The organism is Rathayibacter sp. AY1B4 (assembly GCF_002932815.1).
In the GTDB taxonomy this organism is placed as follows: Bacteria; Actinomycetota; Actinomycetes; order Actinomycetales; family Microbacteriaceae; genus Rathayibacter.
Window position 1 is genome coordinate 94,335 of record NZ_PSWN01000011.1, and the last position, 19,261, is coordinate 113,595.

Below are 19,261 nucleotides of genomic sequence, written 5' to 3' on the forward strand. Positions count from 1 at the left end.
CTGTGACAGCATGGAGGGGATGACCGACGCAGCTCAGTGGCCCCCGCCCGCAGGGCGTCCGGACGACGCGGCCGTCCCGGCGCAGGACGGCGACCGGCGCAGGCCGCTGCCCGCTCCCGTCGCCCCGGCCTGGTCGCCCGCGCCGCCGAGCGCAGGCCCCGTACCACCCGGTCCCGCCGGGGGCTCCTGGTCGCCCGCCGGCGCCGGCCCCTGGTCGCCCGGACGCCCAGCGCCCGGCTGGACTCCCCCGCCCAAGCCCGGTCTCGTGCCGCTGCGCCCGCTCGGCTTCGGCACCCTGCTCGGCGCCCCGTTCCAGGTCCTCCGCCGCAGCCCCCGCACGACCCTGGGCGTCGCCCTGCTGGTGCAGGGCCTCGGGTCGGTGCTCGCCCTGGCGGTCTACGGCCTGATCGCGGTGCTCGCCGTCGGGCGCATCGCGCAGGCGGAGTCCGCCGACCGCGACGCCGTCGGCGCGGGCTCCCTCGCGGTCGTGGTCCTGGCCGCCCTCATCCCCCTCGCCGTCTCGCTCGCCAGCGGCGCCCTCGTGCAGGGCGTGGTCGTGCTCGAGGTCACCCGCGGCGTCCTCGGCGAGCGGGCGACCTTCCGACAGCTGCTCGCCCGGCTGCGGGGCCGCTTCTGGGCGCTGATCGGCTGGACGGTCCTGCAGGGCGTCGGCTACCTCCTCCTGGTGCTCCTCGCCGTGGCGCTCGCCGTGCCGCTGTTCGTCATCGGAGCGATGGACGGGACGTCGAGCGCGATCGTCGGCGGGATCCTGGTGCTCGTCGGCTCCGGCCTGGTCGCCCTCGCGCTGGCAGTCTGGCTGTCGACGAAGCTCGCCCTGGTTCCGAGCTTGATCGTCGTCGAGCGGCTGCCGCTGCGCCGTGCGGTTGCGCGCTCCTGGCGGCTGGTGGCGGGCGGCTTCTGGCGCACCTTCGGCGCGCTCGCGCTGATGACCGTGATCATCCAGGTCGCCGGCCAGATCGTGGCCACGCCGTTCAGCCTGCTCATCCCGATCGCCGGCGCCCTGATCGCCCCGACCGACCCGGACGCGCAGCTCGTCACCTCGCTCGTGGTGACGATCGCCTCCGTCGCCGTGGGCTTCGTGATCGGCGCCGTCGGCACCGTGCTCCAGTCGGCCGTGACGGGCCTCGTCTACCTCGACCGACGGATGCGCCGCGAGGGCTTCGACCTGGTGCTGATGCGCCACGTCGAGGAGCGCGCGGCGGGCCGCCCCTCCCCCGATCCCTTCCCCGTGCCGGAGCGCCCGTGATCCTCGCCGCGGCCCCTCTCGAGCCCGACGCGGAGCAGGCGCGCCGACTCCTCCTCGAGGAGCTCGCCGACCCGCGCTACCGGGCGGCCGAGCCGACCCTCTTCGACCGGGTGGTGCAGGCGGTGCGCGACTGGTTCGCCTCCCTCACGCTGCAGGGCGACGGCCCGCCGGTTCCGATCGCCGCCGTGATCGGTGTGCTGGTGCTGGTGGCGCTCGTGGTCGCCGCGCTCGTCATCGCGGGACGGCCCCGCGCCGGTCGCCGCAGCACCGTCACGGGAGCGGTGCTCGCCGACGACGACACCCGCTCGGCCGCGACCCTCCGCTCGCTCGCCGAGGCCGCGGCCGCCCGCGGGGACTGGGACGAGGCGCTCGTCGAGCGCTTCCGCGCCCTGGTGCGCTCCCTCGACGAGCGGACCGTCCTGCGGGTCTCGCCCGGCACGACCGCGCTCGGCCTGGCGTCGCGCGCCTCTGCGGCCTTCCCCTCCTCCGCCGCCGCGCTGCGCCGCACGGCCGACGACTTCGACCGCGTGCGCTACCTCGGGCAGCCCTGCGGCCCGGCCGAGTACGAGCGGGTCGCGGCTCTGGACCGCGAGCTCGCCGCGGCCTCGCCGGTCCTGGACGCCCTGGCGGCGCCCCGGTGAGCGCCGACACGGTCTCGAGCCCGACCCTCGGCGCACTGCTGCGCCGCGGACGGGTGTGGGTGCTCCTCCTCGTGATCGTCGCGGTCGGCACTCTGCTGCTCACCGTCGCGACCGGGACCCGGGTGGCCGCCCCGGACCTGGACGTCGACAGCGCGACCCCGGACGGCGCCCGCGCGCTCGCCCAGGTGCTGCGCGATCAGGGCGTCGAGGTCGTCCGCGCCGACGACCTGGACTCCGCTCTCGCCGCCTCCTCCCCCGACGCGACACTGCTCGTCGACGACCCGGACGTGGCCCTCGACGAGGCCCAGTACCGCCGGCTCGCCCGCGCCTCGACCTCGCTCGTCCTGGTGACCCCGGGAGGAGCCGCGCTCGACGCCCTGCTGCCGGACGTCCGCTTCGCCGGCTCCCCGGCCGGCGACGGCCCCTTCCGCCCCGAGTGCCCGCTCCCGGCGGCCGAGCGCGCCGGGACGCTCCCCGCCGGAGGGAGCACGTACCGGATCCTCGACGACGGCGACGCCGTCGGCTGCTTCCCCTCGGGCGACGACGGCTTCCTGCTCGTGAGCACCGGATTCCCACAGGGCGCCGAGGTCACCGCGATCGGCGACGCCGACCTCCTCCGCAACGGCACCATCGGCCAGGACGGCCGCGCCGCTCTCGCGCTCGGACTGCTCGGCGGTGAGGACCGGCTGGTCTGGTACCGCGCCGGAGCCGCCGACTCGGCGAGCACCACCCCTGCACCCGCCGACCTCGCCCCCGGCTGGGTGACACCGGCTCTCCTGCTGCTGGTGGCCGTGTTCGTCGCCTCCGCCGTCTGGCGCGGCCGCCGGCTCGGCCCGCTCGCGGTCGAGCCGCTGCCGGTCGTCGTGCATGCGAGCGAGACGGCCCGCGGCCGCGCGCGGCTCTACGCGCGCGGAGCCCTGCGGCCCCGCGCCCTCGACGCACTGCGCATCGGCACCCTCCGGCGGACGGCCGCGCTCCTGGGACTCGCTCCGGCGACCGGGGTCGACGAGATCGTCGCCGTCGCCGCCGAGCGCCTCGGCCGCGATCAGGCCGCGCTGCGCCGTCTGCTCGTCGATGACCTGCCGGGCGACGACGCCGCCCTCGTCGCCGCATCCGACGACCTCCTCCGCTTCGAGAGCGCGCTCCGCGCCGCCCTCTCCCCGACGACCGCCCGACGACCGGAAGGCCCCTCCCGATGAGCGACACCACCCCCTCCGCCCGCGACGGAGCGCCGGTCTCCGACGACGACCTGCGCGCCGAGCTCGACCGGGTCCGCTCCGAAGTCGGCCGCGCGGTCGTCGGCCAGGACGGCGCCGTCTCCGGGCTTCTGATCGCCCTCCTCGCGGGCGGCCACGTCCTGCTCGAGGGCGTCCCCGGAGTCGCGAAGACGCTGCTCGTGCGCGCCCTGTCCGTCTCGCTCGGCCTCGACACCCGCCGGGTGCAGTTCACGCCGGACCTGATGCCCGGCGACATCACCGGCTCCCTCGTCTACGACGCCTCCACCTCCGGCTTCGCCTTCCGCGAGGGCCCGGTCTTCACGAACCTCCTGCTGGCGGACGAGATCAACCGCACGCCGCCGAAGACCCAGGCCGCGCTCCTCGAGGCGATGGAGGAGCGCCAGGTCAGCGTCGACGGGCGCACCCTGCCTCTGCCGGACCCGTTCCTCGTCGCCGCCACCCAGAACCCGGTGGAGTACGAGGGGACCTACGTGCTCCCGGAGGCCCAGCTGGACCGGTTCCTGCTCAAGCTCGTGCTCGACATCCCGCCGCGCGACGTCGAGGTGGAGGTGCTCTCGCGCCACGCCGCGGGCTTCGACCCGCGCGATCTCGACGCCGCGGGCGTGCGCCCCGTGCTCGACGCCGCTCGTCTGCGCGCCGCCCAGGCGTCGGCCCGGCGCGTCGGAGCCGGCCCCGACGTCCTCGGCTACATCGTCGACCTCGCCCGAGCCACCCGCGAGAGCCCGAGCGTCAAGCTCGGCACCAGCCCCCGCGGCTCGACCGCCCTGCTCGCGGCGTCCCGCGCCTGGGCCTGGCTCAACGGCTACGGCTCGATCACCCCCGACCACGTGCAGGCGATGGTCCTGCCCGTGCTGCGCCACCGCATCCAGCTGGAGCCGGAGGCGGAGCTCGAGGGCGTCCGCACCGAGGCCGTCCTGGGCGGGATCCTGCAGCAGGTCCGCGTCCCGGTCTGAGCCGTGCACCTCACCGGACGCAGCGTCCTCGTCCTCCTCGTCGGCCTGGTGCCGGTCGTCCTCCTGGGCGGCCGCCCCGAGGTCGCCTTCGCCGTGCTCGGCCTCTGGCTCCTGGCCTGGGCGGTCCTCGTCGGGATCGACGTCGCGGTCGCGGGCTCGCCCCGGGCCGTCGTGCTCGAGCGGCGGGTGCCGGACCGGGTGCGGCTCGGCGAGCGGACCGAGGCGACCCTTCTGGTCACGAGCACCGGCCGCAGGAGGATCACGGGGGTCCTCCGCGACGCCTGGGAGCCCTCGGCCGGCGCCCTCGAGACCCGGTCGTCCCTGCGTCTGCCGCCGGGCGAGCGCCGCGCGGTGACCACGGTCCTGGAGCCGCTCCGCCGCGGCGAGCGCCGGGCACTCCACGTCACCATCCGCTCCCGCGGGCCGCTCGGGCTGGCCGGCCGCCAGGCGACGCGGGCCGCGCCGGCCGTCGTCCGGGTGCTGCCCGCCTTCCGCTCCCGCCGCCACCTGCCCTCGCGCCTGGCGCGGCTGCGCGAGCTGGAGGGGCGGACCAGCGTGATGATCCGCGGGCAGGGAACGGAGTTCGACAGCCTGCGCGAGTACGTCCGCGGCGACGACGTCCGCTCGCTCGACTGGCGGGCGACCGCGCGGCGCCGGGAGCCGGTCGTCCGCACCTGGCGCCCGGAGCGCGACCGGCGCGTGATCGTCGTGCTCGACACGGGCCGCACGTCCGCCGCCCGGATCGAGGACGAGCCGCGCCTGGACACGGCGATCGAGGCGTCGCTCCTCCTGGCGGCCCTCGCGGCCTCGGCCGGCGACCGGGTCGACGTGCTCGCGTTCGACCGCACCCGGCGAGCCCGCGTGCACGGCGCGACCGGCACGGAGGTGCTGACCCGCGTCGTGGACGCCCTCGCCCCCGTGCAGCCCCAGCTCATCGAGACCGACTGGGCGGCGGTCCCCGCGCAGGTGCGCACCCTGGCCTCCCAGCGCTCGCTGGTGGTCCTCCTCACCGCGCTCGACTCGGTCGGCTCGGCGGAGGGGCTCCTCGCGGTGCTCCCGCAGCTCACCCGCGTGCACACGGTCGTGGTCGCCTGCGCGCTCGACCCCGAGCTGCAGCGGATGGCGGAGGACCGGAGCGACCGGGCCGCGGTCTACTCCGCCGCCGCCGCGGAGCGCTCGCTCGCGGACGTCGACCGGCTCTCGGCCGCCGTCCGCCGTCTCGGCGGGGACGTCGTGCTCGGCAGCCCCTCCGCGCTCCCGCCGGCGCTCGCGGACCGCTACCTCGCGCTCAAGGCGGCCGGACGGCTCTGACCTGCGAGAGGGGCCGTCGTCGGTCCCGGGAGCGCTGATCGACGGCCCCGCTCCGACGGCCGCGCTCGTCCGGCTCGGCTCAGCCGGCCGCGATGCTGCGCGACCCCGCCTCGAACCGGTCGAGGTCGCCCGTCTCCCCCGCCCGCACCGCGCGCCCGCCGACGACGATCATGTAGAAGAGGAACGCGCCGAGGGCGAGCGCCCCGATCCCGATCTTGAGCCACCAGGGCCAGGGCGCCGGAGTGACGAACCCCTCGATCACGCCCGAGACGAGCAGCACGAAGACCAGGCCGATCGCCACCGTGAACAGGCTCCGCGCGTCCTCGGCGAGCGCCTGGCCGCGGGTGCGCGCGCCGGGAGCGATCCAGGCCCAGAAGATCCGCAGGCCCGCGGCCGCGGCGACGAACACGGCCGTCAGCTCGAGCTGGCCGTGCGGCGCGATGTAGAGGAAGAACGTGTCGCCCTCTCCGACGTGGAACATCACCGCGATCGACGTGCCGAGGTTCTGCGCGTTCTGCAGCAGGATGTACGGCACGTAGACGCCGACGATCCCGAAGGCCACGCACTGCGCCGCGATCCAGGCGTTGTTGGTCCAGACCTGCCCGGCGAACGAGGCGGCGGGGTTCTCGGAGTAGTAGTCGATGAAGTCGCCTCGGGCGAAGCGCCGCAGCTCCTCGTCGTCGCCCAGCGCGGCGAGCAGGCGCGGGTCGCCGAGGATCCAGAGCGCGTAGAGCGTCGCCACCACCGCGGTCGCGAGGGCGACGGCGAGCGTCAGCCAGCGCAGCCGGTGCAGAGCGGCCGGGAGCGAGAGGACGACGAAGCGGGAGACCGCGGCGAGCGGCTCGTCTCGCGTGCCGGTCAGGCGTCCCCGAGCCCGCGAGAGCGAGACGGCGAGCCGAGTGCCGACGGCTGTCGATCCGGCGGTGGAGGAGATCGTGGCGAGGTCCGCGGATGCCGCCTGGTAGCGCTCGATCAGCTCGTCCGCCTCGGCTCCGGTCAGGCGGCGCCTGCGCGAGAGCTCGTCGAGGCGGGTCCACTGCGCAGTGCGGGCGGCCGAGAGAGCGTCGATGTCCATCTCCTGACAGGATAGCCAGGCACGCCGCCGAGGCCGAGCATCCGGGAGGAGCACCGTGGAGGAGCAGCGCACCGAGTTCGACGACGCCGACCTGATCACCGGCGAGGCGATCGCGCTCGAGGTGCCCGTCACCTCGTTCGTGCTCCGCGCGGTCGGCGCGATCATCGACCTGATCGCGGAGCTCCTGCTCGCGCTGGGCCTGTTCCTGCTGGTCTCCTCCCTCTCCGGGGACGGCGGCCTGGACCCCGCCGCCTCGGCCGCCATGGCGATCGCGGCCCTCGTCATCGCCGTGGTGATCGTGCCGGTCACCGTCGAGACGGCCAGTCGCGGCCGCTCGCTCGGGAAGCTCACCGTCGGCGCTCGCGTCGTCCGCGACGACGGCGGTTCCATCGGCTTCCGGCACGCCCTCGTGCGCGGCCTCACCGGCGTCCTCGAGATCCTGATGACCTTCGGCGGGCTCGCCGCGGTCGTCGGCCTCCTCTCGCGCCGATCGCGCCGTCTCGGCGACGTCCTCGCGGGCACGCACAGCCAGCTCGAGCGCGTTCCCCGCGCGGAGCCGCTGGTCGTCGAGATCCCGGAGCCGCTGCGGGGCTGGGCCGTCACGGCGGACACCGCGCGCCTCCCCGACGCACTGGCGCGCCGACTGGCGCAGTTCCTCCGTCAGCGCCACGGCATGACGGAGCCCGCGCGCTCGCAGCTCGCCGCCGCGCTGGCCGACGAGACCGCGGTCCACGTCTCCCCGCTGCCCGCCGCGCCCGCGGAGGACTTCCTCCTCGCCGTGGCGGCCCTCCGCCGGGCGCGGGAGGAGCGCGCCCTTCTCCTGTCCGACCAGCGGTTCGAGCGGCTGGCCCCGGTGCTCTCGAGCACGCCGCGCGGCTTCCCCGAGCGGCCCTGACGCGCGCGGCAGCGGCCTAGGCGGGCCCCGCGCCGTAGCGGACGGTCTCCCAGCCGCGCGGGACGAGGAGCCGCCGGTCGTGCTCGGCGCAGAGGTCGTAGCCGTGCGGATCCGGCGCAGGACTCAGCGGCCCGACCGCCACCAGCGAGTCGCGGTAGTCGTAGGTCAGCGTGACGACGGCCTGCGCGCGGCAGCCCGTCCGCGAGCAGTGCCGTCCGGTCATCGCCGCCCACAGTAGCAATAGGCTGGAGCCATGCCCCGTGCTCGTCGTTCCGCCGCTCGCCCGACGAGCGGGTCGCGCGGAGGCTCCCGCGACCGGCACGGCCGCGGCGCACGAGGGCCGATCACCGGTCCGCACCTCCCCCTGCTGCAGACCCGCTCCGACTTCTTCGAGGCGACGATCGGCTCGGCCTTCGACTACCTCCGCGGCACCTGGCCGGAGGAGCTCGCCGGCATCCGCGTCGACGTCGCGGCGACTCCCGACGTCGACCCCGACCGGCTGCAGGGCACGGGCATCGCGCGGTGGCGCGTCGACCACGCCGCGCGCCGCATCACGCTCTACCGTGTGCCGATCGAGCGCCTGGCGAAGCTGCACCGCCGCGACGAGTGGCACCAGCGCATGCTGATCGAGAGCTACGTGTTCCGCGCCGTCGCGGAGCTGCTCGGCCGCGACCCGTGGGACATCTCCCCGGACCGCTACCGGCACCCCTGATGCGCCGGCAGCTCTGAGGTGCCGGCACCGCCGAGGCGCCGGCACCGCCGAGGCGCCGCCGCCCCGCGTCTCAGTGCGAGTAGACCGTGATCGGCGAGGAGAGCGGTCCCGGCGGGACGATCGTGTACGAGGCGATCCGCCCGTCGCGCGCGATCGAGACCGAGGCCTGCACCGGCTGGGTGCTGCTGACGACCGCGCCGTCGCCGTCCAGCGGGGTCGCGAGAGCCGCGAACGGGCCGAGCTCGAGCGTGCGGGTGCCGCCCGGGGCCTCGATCTCGACCGAGGCGGTCGAGTCGCTGCCGTTGACCAGGTGCAGCCGCGCGTCGCCCTCGCCCGTGCCGGCGACGCCGAAGGGCGTCGTGGTCGCGGTGCCGGAGGCGAACCAGGCGAAGTCCGTGCCGGCCGAGCCGGTCGAGGTCGTCCGCCCCGCTGCGACGATCGGCTGATCGGCCCGTAGGACGATGCGGTAGGAGCCGTCCGCCAGGCCCGTGAGCGGGACCTCGCCGACGAGGCCGGCGGGGACGACGACCTGGGTGGAGGCGCCCGACCCGCTCGGGTCCTCGTTGGTGACCTCGACCGAGACCGTGCTGTCGGCGTCGCCGGGGGTGAGGATGCGCAGCACGGGGCTGCCCGCGCCACCGCTGCCGTCGTCGCTCGCGGTCTCGGCCGGAGGCGACGTGACGGTGAAGCCGGCGATCACGGCGAGCGTGTCCGGGCCGGCGGAGGGGCCGGTGGTCTCGACGCCCTCCGGGGTGAGGCCGGAGATGGCGCTGCTCTGCATGCTCGCGGCGACCTCGCCGCCCCGTGCGGTCACGTGCACGACGGGCTGGACGACCCCGGGGGCGAGCCCCGCGAGCGGGAGCGCGCGGACCGCTCCGGCCGGAACGACGATGCCCGTGGCGCCGGTGGCCTGGACGGTGCCGGTCTCGGAGAAGAGCGTGAGGTCGACGGTGGAGGCGACCTCGCTCGGGTTCGCCAGGATCAGCACGGAGGTGCGCCCGACGTCGGTCGAGCCGGCCACGAGCCAGCTGTCGGCCGAGGGCTCGGCGCAGGCGCGGGCGGACAGTCCGGAGAGGGTGTCCGTGCCGATGGCCTGGACGGTGGCTCCACCGGGAGCGGGGTCGGAGCCCGCGGGCACGCTCAGACCGGTGATGCCGGTGCCCGGTGCGGCGACATCGTCCTCGTCGAGGACCGTGGGGTCCGAGGTGGAGCCCTCGGGCCGGACCGCGGTCGCCGCGCCGTCGAGGGCGCGCAGCTGCTCCGGCTCTCCGGCGTCGATCAGATCGCCGCCGCAGACCAGCGAGCTGTCGGCCGCGACGGGCGTCACGACGACGCCCTCCGCGGCGCTCGAGACCAGGGGGGACGGGAGGAGCTGGGGCACGACCACGGCGGCCGCGGCGATCACGACTCCGGCCGCGCCCACCGCACCGCGCAGGGCCGTCCGGCGCCGACGGGCGGCCGAGGGTGCGCGATCGGGCGTCGAGGCCGCGGCGCGATCGGCGCGGCGCTCCGCGCGGGAGCGGCGGGCGGAGGACTCGGGCATCTGCTTCTCCTGGTCGGCGGGGTCAGACATCGTCGTTCCCGTCGTCGAACTGGCCGGTGGCCTCGCCCGGCTCGTCGTCGATCCCGGCGACCGCGCCGCTGGAGCGGCCCCGCTCGAGCGAGAGCCCGGTGGGCACCGCCAGCAGGAGGGCGACGACGAAGACGAGGAGGAGGGCGATCGTGTAGGCGATCCCGAAGGGCCCGACCACGCCGGACGGAGCGGCCTCGGTGCGGGTCCCCTCGGTGTCGACGGCCGTCCAGAGGAGCCCGTAGCGGGTGTCGCCGACGGCCGAGAACGCCGCGTTGCCGTCGAGGGAGACGGCCGCCCGCGCGCGCACGGCGGCGGCCGCGTCGCCGACCTGGGTGCCGGCCGGCTCGGTCAGCACGACGAAGCGCACGCCGAGGCTCTCGAGCGCGGAGGGGATGTCGTAGCCCGTCCGCGAGACGAGGTTGCCCGCCAGCTCGTCGATCGCGTCCGTGCTCTCGGCGCCGGTGTTCGCGAGGGTCGACTGCTGGTCGAGGGTCGCGCCCGCTCCGCGCTCCAGCCGGGCGAGGACGCCGCCGTCCGCCTGCGGGACGAGCACGATCGTGCCCACCCGCGGGTCGTTCCGGGCCTCGGCCGCCACGTAGGCGGGGAGCGAGCGGTCCGACGTGGTCGACACCGACGTGCCGGCGCCGGTCGGGAAGGCCACCGCGAGCGGACCGACCAGTGCTGCTGCCGCGGCCGTGACGACGAGCGCCGGCACCACGCGCACGGAGCGCACGGCGGCGAGCGAGAGCGACGCGCCGATCACCATGCCGAGCCAGTAGAGGCTGAGACCGGTGCCGCTCCAGACGGAGACCGCCTCGGAGCCGGTGGTCGCGACCTGCACGCCCTGGGCGAGCGAGGCGGTCACGAGACCCGCCGCCGCCACGCCGACTCCGCCGAGGGCCGAGAGGTTGTTCGGGAGGAGGAGGGCGGCCAGCGCCGCGACGATCAGCGGCACGACGAGCACGGCCGTGACCAGCGGGGCGGCGGAGGCGCCGATCCCCAGACCGCCGAGGAACGCGAGCCATCCGTCGGGCAGACCGGCCGGGAAGCCGGCGAGCAGCGCGACGAGGTCCGACTGCGCGGAGGGCAGCGGGACGCCCGGATCCGCGAGGACGCCGAGCCAGTCGCCCCGCGGTGCGCGGGCGACCACCAGCGGGAAGAGGAGGACGGCCGCGGGGATCGGCAGGCCGAGGAAGCGGCCGATCCGCCGCCCCGAGGTGGCGACGACGACGAGCCAGATCACCAGGAGCGGCACGGCCAGCACCGGCGCGCACGCGACGACGGCCGCAGCCAGGATCGAGGCGCTCGCGGAGGCGGACCAGGAGCGGTACGCGCCGAACCCGGCGAAGAAGAGCCAGGGAAGCAGCACGTGCACCAGCAGCGGGGCGGGGCGCCCGTCGGCCTGCGCGGCGAAGAAGGCGGGAGCGAGGATGTAGACGAGGGCTCCGGCGGCGCGGGCGGTCGCGCGCGGGGTGAGCCGCGCGATCATCAGCCAGGCGCCGAGGGCGGCAGCGGGGAGCGCGACGAGGTAGAGCAGCACCATCGAGTAGCTGGGCGACCAGAAGGTCAGCGAGCCGAGCACGGCGAGGACGGAGGCGAACGGGTCCGCCGCGCCGATGAACCCCGAGCCGAGGTCGCGCCAGCCGTAGGCCGCGTTGCGCCACAGCTCGCCGACGGTCGGCGAGAGCGTCAGCAGACCACCGCCGCTGAGCGCGGGAGCAGCGAGGAGCGGCGTGTAGACCACCAGGCCGGCGAGCGCGGCGACGAGGACGACCCACACTCCCCCGCCCTGGAAGAAGTGCAGCGGATGGCGGTCCCGCCCGGCCTGCACGCGCACGGCGTCGTGGCGCACCGAGCGCAGCTGCCGCACCACGTCCAGCGGGATGCGCAGCGGCGCGATCGCCTTCCAGCCCACGTTCTTCGACGAGCGGAGAACGGTGCGGGCCCGCAGCACCTTCGTCCCCCCGAAGGCGACGACGAGGGCCGCCAGCAGCTCCCCTCCGACCAGCCCGGGCTGCTTGCGCAGCAGGCGCACGACCGCGCGGCCGATCGCCAGGGGGACGAGCGAGAGCCAGTGCAGGAGGAGGAGCGCGACGGGCGCGTAGGCGAGCCGGCGGTGCAGCTGCGCGGTGCGGTGCTGGCGCGCCCGGCGCCGCTCGCCGCTGTCGATGCGGCGGCCGTCGGGGCGCTGCAGCCCGATGCGGGCGGTGGTGACGCGGGCGTCCGGCACGCGGCTGACCCGGTGTCCAGCGAGCCGGGTGCGGATCGAGAAGTCGAGCGCGTCGTCGACGACCGGCAGGCCGGGGTCGAAGCCGCCGAGCTCCTCCCAGAGGGAGTGGCGCACGAGCATGCCGCCGGCGGCGACGGCCAGGACGTCGGGCGTGGAGTCGTGCTGGCCCTGGTCGAGCTCGTCCTCGACGAGGTGGACGGTCGTGCCGTGCTTGGTGATCGACTCGCCGTAGCTGCGGATGTAGCCGGAGCGCGTCCAGTCCATGATCTTGGGGCCGGCGACCGCGACGGAGGGGGCGACCTCGACGGCTCCCAGCAGCGCCGCGAGGGCGCCGGGCTCGGGGGCGGAGTCCTGCGCGAGCAGCCACAGCCACTCGTCCTCTCCGGCCGGCGGCTGCATCACGCGGACCGCGCGGGCCACGGCCTGGCCGAAGGGGAGGTGCTCGGCGACCTGCACGAGCTGCGTCGGACCCCAGGACGCGAGGAGCTCGTCGGTCGTGTCCTTCGAGCCTCCGTCGACGAACACCGTCGCGTCGGGCTGACGGGTCTGCGCCCGCAGGGCCGCGAGGGTTCGTTCCAGATAGGCCGCGCCGTTGCGCGCGACGAGGACGGCGGTGACTCGTGGATACATCGCGGACCACCCTAAGCGATGCCGCCGCGCCGCCCGCCTGCGGCTCGCCGCCCCGTCGGTCGGGTCGCGGCGAGGAGGGGACTAGGCCCGGCGGCGCAGCTTCCGGCGCTCGCGCTCGGAGAGGCCGCCCCAGATGCCGAAGCGCTCGTCGTTCTCGAGCGCGTACTCGAGGCACTGCGCCCGGACCTCGCACGAGGTGCAGATCTTCTTGGCGTCGCGGGTCGAGCCGCCCTTCTCGGGGAAGAAGGCCTCGGGGTCGGTCTGCGCGCACAGCGAGTCGACCTGCCAGGAGAGCGCGCCCCCCGGCGCCTCGGTCGCGGTGTCGATCCCGGGTCGGACCCCGGGCACGCCCAGACGTACCGGATCGACGAACCAGTCCTCGGGGACTCCGGAGTGCTGTTCCGGAAGCGTCATGCCGTCTCCTACCCCGCCTGCGAACCGATGATCGGCGGCCGCTCCTCCCGGAGCCGCTGCCTAGGTAATTACAGCGGTGTCATTCGCTCAGGTCAAGTCGCGGACCATAAACCCTCAACCCGCCGTGGAGGGTTCACGACACACCGGCGTGTCGCGAACGTGAGATCCGATCAGGCCGTCGCGGCGCTCCGTGCGCGCCAGGCGCTCTCCACCATCTCGGCGACGGTGTGCCGCATCTCCCAGCCCAGGTCGCGGGCCGCCGTCTCGCCGGAGGCGACGATGCGGGGCGGATCGCCCGGCCGCCGCGGGGCGACCTCGGGCGTGAAGGCGATGCCGGTGCTGTCGGCGATCGCGCGCATGATCTCCCCGACGGAGGCCCCGGATCCGCTGCCCAGGTTGTAGACCGGGTCGATCGGCTCGCCGGCGGCCAGGCGGCGCGCCGCGGCGACGTGCGCGAGCGCCAGGTCGGCGACGTGGATGTAGTCGCGGACGCAGGTGCCGTCCGGCGTCGGGTAGTCGTCGCCGTTGATCCGGGGCGTGCGGCCGTCCAGCAGAGCCTCGAAGACGAGGGGGAAGAGGTTGTGGGGGCTGGTGTCGTAGACGTCCGGGTAGCCGGACCCGACGACGTTGAAGTAGCGCAGGGAGGCGTGCCTGACGCCGTGCGCCCGCCCCGCGTCCGCGAGCAGCCACTCGCCGATCAGCTTCGACTCGCCGTAGGGCGACTCCGGGCTCTTGGGGGTGTCCTCGGTGACGATCTCGACGTCGACCGCGCCGTAGACGGCAGCGCTCGAGGAGAAGACGATCGAGGAGACCCCGGCGCGCTCCATCGCCGCCAGCACGCGCATGGTGCCGGTGACGTTCTGCTCGTAGGTGTGCAGGGGGCGCTGCACCGAGACTCCGGCGTACTTGAACCCGGCGACGTGGACGACGCCCTCGATGTCGTGCTCGGCGAGCACGCGGTCGAGCAGGGCCTCGTCGAGGATCGAGCCCTGGTGGAACGGGACGCCCTCGGGCACGAACGACGCGTGCCCCGAGGAGAGGTCGTCGAGGACGACGGGGTCGATGCCCTGCTCCGAGAACGCGCGCACCACGTGCGCCCCGATGTACCCGGCTCCCCCGGTGACCAGCCATGCCATGTGGATCCTCCTCGGTGCGGGCCCGCGACTCCGCGCGCCGGAAGACACCCTAGCGGCGGGGATCGACGGCGTGGATAGGCCGGATGACGACGGGTGGCGATATCCTGCCGCCGTGCTCCGCTCCGTCGCCCTCCTCGCCCTGCCCGGCCTCGCACCGTTCGAGTTCGGGGTCGTCTGCGAGGTGTTCGGGATCGACCGCGGCGCCGACGGAGGGCCCGCCCTCGACTTCCGGATCGCCACTCCCGATCCGGGCCCCGTCCGGACGAGCCTCGGATTCGACCTGCTGATCGCCGATGGTCTCGACGCGGCCCGGGACGCGGACCTGATCGCCGTCCCCGCCCACGGCCGCGGGCCCGCCGACGAGCGGGTCCTCGACCTCCTCCGCGAGGCCTACGAGCGCGGCGCGTGGATCCTCAGCGTCTGCAGCGGGGCCTTCACCCTGGCGCAGGCGGGCCTGCTCGACGGCCGGCGCGCGACCACCCACTGGATGCACGCCGCGGAGCTCGCCCGGCGCTTCCCCTCCGTCACGGTGGACCCCGAGGTCCTCTACGTGCAGGAGGGGCGCATCGTGACGAGCGCGGGCACCGCGGCCGGCATCGACGCGGCGCTGCACGTGGTGCGCGAGGAGCTGGGCGCGACGGCGGCGAGCGTCGTCGCCCGGCGGATGGTCGTGCCCCCGCAGCGCCACGGCGGGCAGGCGCAGTACCTGCGGACCCCCGTTCCCGAGGCGCGCGCGGACTCGCTGGCCGAGGTCACCGAGTGGATGCTGGAGCACCTCGACGAGGACCTCTCGATCGAGGCGCTGGCCCGTCGCGCCCTGATGGCCCCCCGCACCTTCGCGCGCCGCTTCCGGGCCGACCTCGGCACGACTCCGCTCGCCTGGCTCACCCGCCAGCGCCTCCTCCGGGCGCAGGTGCTGCTGGAGGAGACGGAGCTGACCCTCGAGGCGGTCGCCGCGCGGGTGGGCTTCGGCACGGCCGCGGTGATGCGCCACCACTTCACGCGCGTCCTGCGGACCACGCCGGCGGCCTACCGCCGCACGTTCGCCGCCTGAGCGCCCGGCACCGGGATCGCTGGAGGGGTCAGACCGTCGCGACGAAGAGCGTGCCCCGTCCGGTGACGGCGAGGGCGCCCTCCGACGGCGTCGCGAACACGCTGCCGCCGCGCTCGACGCGGACCGAGCCCTCGGCGCCCTCGAGCGAGAACGAGCCCTCGGTCGCGATCGCGATGGCGGGCCCGTGCAGGGCGACGCGGGCCGGCTCCTCCGACTCCGGCTCCACGACAGCGAGCACGAAGTCGGGGACGTCCGGACGGTAGACGCGCACGCCCGGTCCGGCCTGCTCGGCCGGGAGGTAGGGCACGGGCAGCGGCGAGAACTCGAGCACGCTCACCAGCTCGGGCACGTCGATGTGCTTGGGCGTGAGGCCCCCGCGCAGCACGTTGTCGGAGGCGGCCATCAGCTCCACGCCCGTGCCCGCGAGGTAGGCGTGGATGTTGCCGGCGGGCAGGTAGAGCACCTCGCCGCGGGCGAGGCGGACGCGGTTGAGCAGGAGCGAGAGCACGATGCCGGGGTCGCCCGGGTAGCTCTCGGCCAGGTCGCGGACCGTGGTCGTCTCGAGGCGGTCGTCGCCCGTGGACGCCGCGACGACCGCGGACACCAGCGCGGCGACCTCGGCGCGGTCGCCGTCGGCGAGCAGCCACGACACGGCGCCGCGGAGGACCTCCGAGGGCTCGCCCTCGAGCGTCCGGGCGAACCGCGCGATCGCGGCCGCCTCCTCCGCCGGGGCGCGCCCGGCCAGCTCGGCGAGCAGCGCCCGGGCGTCCGCCGGCTCACGGAAGCCGCAGAGCGCGTCGAAGGTCTCGCTGAGCGCGTAGATCAGCTCGGGCTTGTGGAACGGGTCCTTGTAGTTGCGATCGGCGGCGTCGCGGGGGATGCCGGCCTCCTCCTCCTCGACGAACCGGCGCCGGGCCCGCTCGGACGAGGGGTGGGCCTGGAGCGACAGCGGCCCGCCCGCCGCGAGGATCTTGAGCAGGAACGGCAGACGGGGAGCGCCCGAGACCGGATCGACCGACCCCTCCACTCCGGCGAGCGCCGCCTCGGGGTGATCGGCGATCCACTCGGCGAGCGTGCCGGCGCCGACCGAGGCGGGGTCGAGGATGCGCGCGGGCGAGCCCGGGTGCGCGCCGAGCCAGAGCTCGGCCTCGGGGGCGCCGGAGGGCGCGGTGCCGAGGGCCTCCGAGATGCCGGTGAGCGAGCCCCAGGCGTAGTCGCGGGGGGTGTTGCCGATCGGGATGAACACGGGAGCGCTGGCCTTCCGTCCGAGGGGTGGGTCCGAGCCGCTCAGCCGGACGCGCCGGGGCCGCTCCGCTGCGACGCTAGCAGGATCCACAACGCGGGCCCGGGAGGAGGGCCCGCCTGTTGGTGCTCTCCGCCAGCGGACGCGGCACTCGCAGGCGCGCTTCGTACGCTGGGAGTCGCAGCACTGTCGCCGTCGGAGCGGTCGCCGTGCCGCATCCGACGAGCGAGGGAGCACAGAGCATGGACAGCACGACCTTCGAGACCCTGGGGGCCGACTTCTACGGGTTCGAGGCGGCGCTCACGCCCGCCGAGAAGGAGCTGCTGGTCGGCGTCCGCGCGTTCCTCGAGGAGCAGGTGCGGCCGATCGCCGACGAGTACTGGGAGCGCGCGGAGTTCCCGCGGCAGCTGATCCCCGGGATCCACGCCACCGGCGTCATCGGCCTCTCCTGGCCCGAGACCCGCGCGATCGAGAACTCCGCCGTGTTCCGCGGCTGGGTGGCGCTCGAGCTGGGCCGGGTGGACGCGGGCATCGCGACCTACGTCGGCGTGCAGAACGGCCTGGTGATGGGCACGGTCGGCGTCGCCGGCTCCGAGGAGCAGCGCGCCGAGTGGCTGCCGAAGCTCGCCTCGGGCGAGGTCGTCGGCGCCTTCGGCCTCACCGAGCCGCACTCCGGCTCCGACTCCGCCCAGGGCCTGCGCACCACCGCCCGCCGGGACGGCGACGACTGGATCCTCGACGGCGAGAAGCGCTGGATCGGCAACGCGACCTTCAGCGACGTGACCGTGATCTGGGCGAAGGACGCGGAGGACGGCCAGGTGAAGGGCTTCCTCGTCCCCACCTCGACGCCGGGCTACCGCGCCACCGCCATCGCGCGCAAGCAGAGCCTGCGCACGGTGCAGAACGCCGACATCGTGCTCGAGGGCGTCCGCGTCCCGGAGTCGCTGCGCCTGCAGGGCGCGAACTCGTTCCGCGACACCGCGAAGGTGCTCCGGCTCACCCGCGCCGAGGTCGCCTGGCAGGCCATCGGCGTCGCGATCGGCGCCTACGACGCGGCGCTGCGCTACGCGAAGGAGCGCGTGCAGTTCGGCAAGCCGCTCGTCGGGCACCAGCTGGTGCAGGACCTCCTGGTCAAGAGCATCGGCAACATCACGGCCAGCATCGCCCTGGCGACCCGCGTGTCCGAGATGCTCGACGCCGGCGAGCAGCGCGACGAGCACTCCGCCCTCGCGAAGGCCTACGCGACGGCCCGGATGCGCGAGACCGTCGCCTGGTGCCGCGAGGTGATGGGCGGCAACGGCATCGTCCTCGACTACGGCGTCGCCCGCTTCTTCGCCGACGCGGAGGCCCTCTACTCCTACGAGGGCACCCGCGAGATGAACACGCTGATCGTCGGCCGCTCGATCACCGGCACCGCCGCGTTCGTCTGAGCCTCCCGTCCGAGCCGTCTTCCCCGAGGGGACGCCCCGGCCGGGGAGCGAGCGGCGGCGCGCCCGGCACGCCGCCGCGCCGCCCCCGCTCCCTAGACTGGTCGCCATGATCCGACGCGCCGCCCCCGCCGCTCCCCGAGCGCTCGCGGTGGCGGTGCTGGCCGTGCTGCTGGCCGGCCAGTCGCTGCGGAACCTCGCCGGATGGTGGGGCTGGGGCGTCGTCGTCGCGCTGCTCCTGGGCGCCTCGATCGCCGTGCTCGTCCGCGCCCGCCCCCGCCCGCGCTGGGCCCGCACGCCGAAGTCGCTGGTCCTCTTCCTCGGGCTCGCGGTGCTCTCGCTGCTGTGGTCCGCCTATCCGGGAGCGAGCGCGATCGGAGTCACGGCGCAGCTCGCGACGACGCTCGGCGGCGTCGTCCTCGCCGTCACGCTGAGCAGCCGGGAACTGCTCACGGCTCTCGGACGGGCCCTGCGCCTCTCCGTCGGCCTCTCGCTCCTCTTCGAGCTCGTGATCGCGGTCGTCGTGCGGCAGCCCGTCCTGCCGTTCGGCGTCGAGCCTCCCGCCGACGGACCGACGCCCGACGCCTTCTACTGGTCGCAGGCAGCCCTCTTCACCGGCGAGCCCGTCCAGGGGATCGTCGGCAACCGCAACCTCCTCGGTTTCCTCGCCCTGCTCGGCCTGATCGTGATCGCGATCGAGCTGGCGGCCCACTCGGTCCGGCGCCGCTGGGGAGCGGTCTGGGTCGCCCTGTTCGTCGCGACCCTCCTGCTCACCCGCTCGGCCACCGTCCTGCTCTGCCTCGTCGCCGTCGTCCTCGCGGCCGCGTTCGCGCTCTGGGCTCGCCGGAGGGGCGAGTCCCGCCGCCGTCCCGTCTACCTGACCGCCGCGGGGCTGGCGGTGGCCGCCGTCGCCGGAGGCGCCGCGGGCTGGGGCGCCCTCCTCGGCCTGCTCGGCAAGAGCGAGGACGCCACGGGCCGCCTCGACATCTGGGACTCGGTGATCGCGCTCACGCTGCAGCGCCCGGTCCTCGGCTGGGGCTGGGTCAGCTACTGGGCTCCCTGGGCCGCCCCGTTCGACACCCTCGCCGAGCGCAAGGGCGTGCTCTACCTGCAGGCCCACGACGCCTGGCTCGACGTCGCCCTCCAGCTCGGAGCGGTCGGCCTCGTCCTCTTCGCGGCGCTCGCTGTCTCGACGCTGTGGCGCTCCTGGTTCCGCGCGGTCGACCGCCCGCGGCGCGACGCGACCTCGACCCTCCCCTACACGGCCGTCAGCCTCGCTCCGCTGCTGATCGTGGTCGCCCTCCTGGCGCAGTCGCTGTTCGAGAGCCGGATCCTGATCGAGGGAGGCTGGCTGCTCCTCGTCCTCTTCGCGGTGCAGACCAAGCGACCGGCGACCGAGACGCCCGAGGTCCTCGCCGCGCCCCCGCTCCCCCTCGCCGACGCCTCCCCGAGGCGATGAGGC

The 19,261-nt window shown here is 75.3% G+C and carries 17 protein-coding genes; 10 read left to right on the forward strand and 7 right to left on the reverse strand.

The window, feature by feature from the left end; all coding sequences use genetic code 11:
* Nucleotides 1-19: 19 nt before the first annotated feature.
* Genes C5D66_RS09625 through C5D66_RS09645 form a run of 5 tightly spaced genes read left to right on the forward strand, consistent with a single transcriptional unit; the run spans nt 20 to nt 5,410 of the window.
* Nucleotides 20-1,267, forward strand: a complete 1,248-nt coding sequence (locus C5D66_RS09625; protein WP_146083150.1) for a hypothetical protein — start codon at nt 20-22, stop codon at nt 1,265-1,267.
* Nucleotides 1,264-1,908, forward strand: a complete 645-nt coding sequence (locus C5D66_RS09630; RefSeq protein WP_104255252.1) for a DUF4129 domain-containing protein — start codon at nt 1,264-1,266, stop codon at nt 1,906-1,908. Before C5D66_RS09625 ends, C5D66_RS09630 begins: the two co-directional genes overlap by 4 nt.
* Nucleotides 1,905-3,107, forward strand: coding sequence for a DUF4350 domain-containing protein (locus tag C5D66_RS09635; RefSeq protein ID WP_104326891.1), 1,203 nt, complete (start codon nt 1,905-1,907; stop codon nt 3,105-3,107). Before C5D66_RS09630 ends, C5D66_RS09635 begins: the two co-directional genes overlap by 4 nt.
* A complete protein-coding gene (locus tag C5D66_RS09640) occupies nt 3,104-4,099 on the forward strand; it encodes a MoxR family ATPase (protein WP_104224137.1) in 996 nt (331 codons plus the stop codon). Before C5D66_RS09635 ends, C5D66_RS09640 begins: the two co-directional genes overlap by 4 nt.
* A gap of 3 nt (nt 4,100-4,102) precedes the next feature.
* Nucleotides 4,103-5,410 (forward strand): DUF58 domain-containing protein, encoded by a 1,308-nt coding sequence (locus C5D66_RS09645; RefSeq protein ID WP_104255250.1) that lies wholly within the window; start codon nt 4,103-4,105, stop codon nt 5,408-5,410.
* Nucleotides 5,411-5,489: 79 nt separating this feature from the next.
* On the opposite strand, the gene C5D66_RS09650 is transcribed toward C5D66_RS09645, so the two are convergent.
* Nucleotides 5,490-6,485 (reverse strand): stage II sporulation protein M, encoded by a 996-nt coding sequence (locus C5D66_RS09650; protein WP_104224139.1) that lies wholly within the window; start codon nt 6,483-6,485, stop codon nt 5,490-5,492.
* A 55-nt stretch (nt 6,486-6,540) separates the two neighbouring features.
* Here C5D66_RS09650 and C5D66_RS09655 point away from each other — a divergent pair, with 55 nt between their 5' ends.
* Nucleotides 6,541-7,380 carry an RDD family protein gene (locus tag C5D66_RS09655; protein ID WP_258063845.1) on the forward strand — a complete coding sequence of 280 codons (840 nt, stop codon included), beginning with the start codon at nt 6,541-6,543 and terminating at the stop codon, nt 7,378-7,380.
* Between the two features lie 16 nt (nt 7,381-7,396).
* On the opposite strand, the gene C5D66_RS09660 is transcribed toward C5D66_RS09655, so the two are convergent.
* Nucleotides 7,397-7,603: a DUF3499 family protein gene (locus C5D66_RS09660; RefSeq protein WP_104224141.1), complete on the reverse strand. Its 207-nt coding sequence runs from the start codon at nt 7,601-7,603 to the stop codon at nt 7,397-7,399.
* 30 nt (nt 7,604-7,633) lie between these two features.
* Between C5D66_RS09660 and C5D66_RS09665 the strand changes: the two genes are divergently transcribed.
* Nucleotides 7,634-8,092, forward strand: coding sequence for a metallopeptidase family protein (locus tag C5D66_RS09665; protein ID WP_104224142.1), 459 nt, complete (start codon nt 7,634-7,636; stop codon nt 8,090-8,092).
* A 70-nt stretch (nt 8,093-8,162) separates the two neighbouring features.
* On the opposite strand, the gene C5D66_RS09670 is transcribed toward C5D66_RS09665, so the two are convergent.
* The 4 genes from C5D66_RS09670 to galE form a co-directional block, all read right to left on the reverse strand.
* Nucleotides 8,163-9,665: a DUF5719 family protein gene (locus C5D66_RS09670; RefSeq protein ID WP_146076848.1), complete on the reverse strand. Its 1,503-nt coding sequence runs from the start codon at nt 9,663-9,665 to the stop codon at nt 8,163-8,165.
* A complete protein-coding gene (locus C5D66_RS09675) occupies nt 9,658-12,525 on the reverse strand; it encodes a glycosyltransferase family 2 protein (protein WP_104255248.1) in 2,868 nt (955 codons plus the stop codon). Before C5D66_RS09675 ends, C5D66_RS09670 begins: the two co-directional genes overlap by 8 nt.
* Before the next feature lie 81 nt (nt 12,526-12,606).
* A complete protein-coding gene (locus tag C5D66_RS09680) occupies nt 12,607-12,939 on the reverse strand; it encodes a WhiB family transcriptional regulator (protein ID WP_104224145.1) in 333 nt (110 codons plus the stop codon).
* A 170-nt stretch (nt 12,940-13,109) separates the two neighbouring features.
* On the reverse strand, nt 13,110-14,075 hold the full coding sequence (gene galE, locus C5D66_RS09685) for a UDP-glucose 4-epimerase GalE (RefSeq protein WP_104255247.1): 966 nt from the start codon (nt 14,073-14,075) through the stop codon (nt 13,110-13,112).
* Nucleotides 14,076-14,187: 112 nt separating this feature from the next.
* On the opposite strand from galE, the gene C5D66_RS09690 reads away from it, so the two are divergent.
* Nucleotides 14,188-15,129: a GlxA family transcriptional regulator gene (locus tag C5D66_RS09690; RefSeq protein ID WP_104255246.1), complete on the forward strand. Its 942-nt coding sequence runs from the start codon at nt 14,188-14,190 to the stop codon at nt 15,127-15,129.
* 28 nt (nt 15,130-15,157) lie between these two features.
* Here the strand turns inward: C5D66_RS09690 and manA are convergent, their stop codons facing one another.
* A complete protein-coding gene (gene manA / locus C5D66_RS09695; RefSeq protein WP_104255245.1) occupies nt 15,158-16,375 on the reverse strand; it encodes a mannose-6-phosphate isomerase, class I in 1,218 nt (405 codons plus the stop codon).
* 239 nt (nt 16,376-16,614) lie between these two features.
* Between manA and C5D66_RS09700 the strand changes: the two genes are divergently transcribed.
* Entirely contained in the window at nt 16,615-17,802 is a 1,188-nt protein-coding gene (locus tag C5D66_RS09700; RefSeq protein WP_104255244.1) for an acyl-CoA dehydrogenase family protein, read from the forward strand.
* 106 nt (nt 17,803-17,908) lie between these two features.
* Nucleotides 17,909-19,258: an O-antigen ligase gene (locus C5D66_RS09705; RefSeq protein WP_104326892.1), complete on the forward strand. Its 1,350-nt coding sequence runs from the start codon at nt 17,909-17,911 to the stop codon at nt 19,256-19,258.
* The last annotated feature ends 3 nt before the right edge of the window (nt 19,259-19,261 follow it).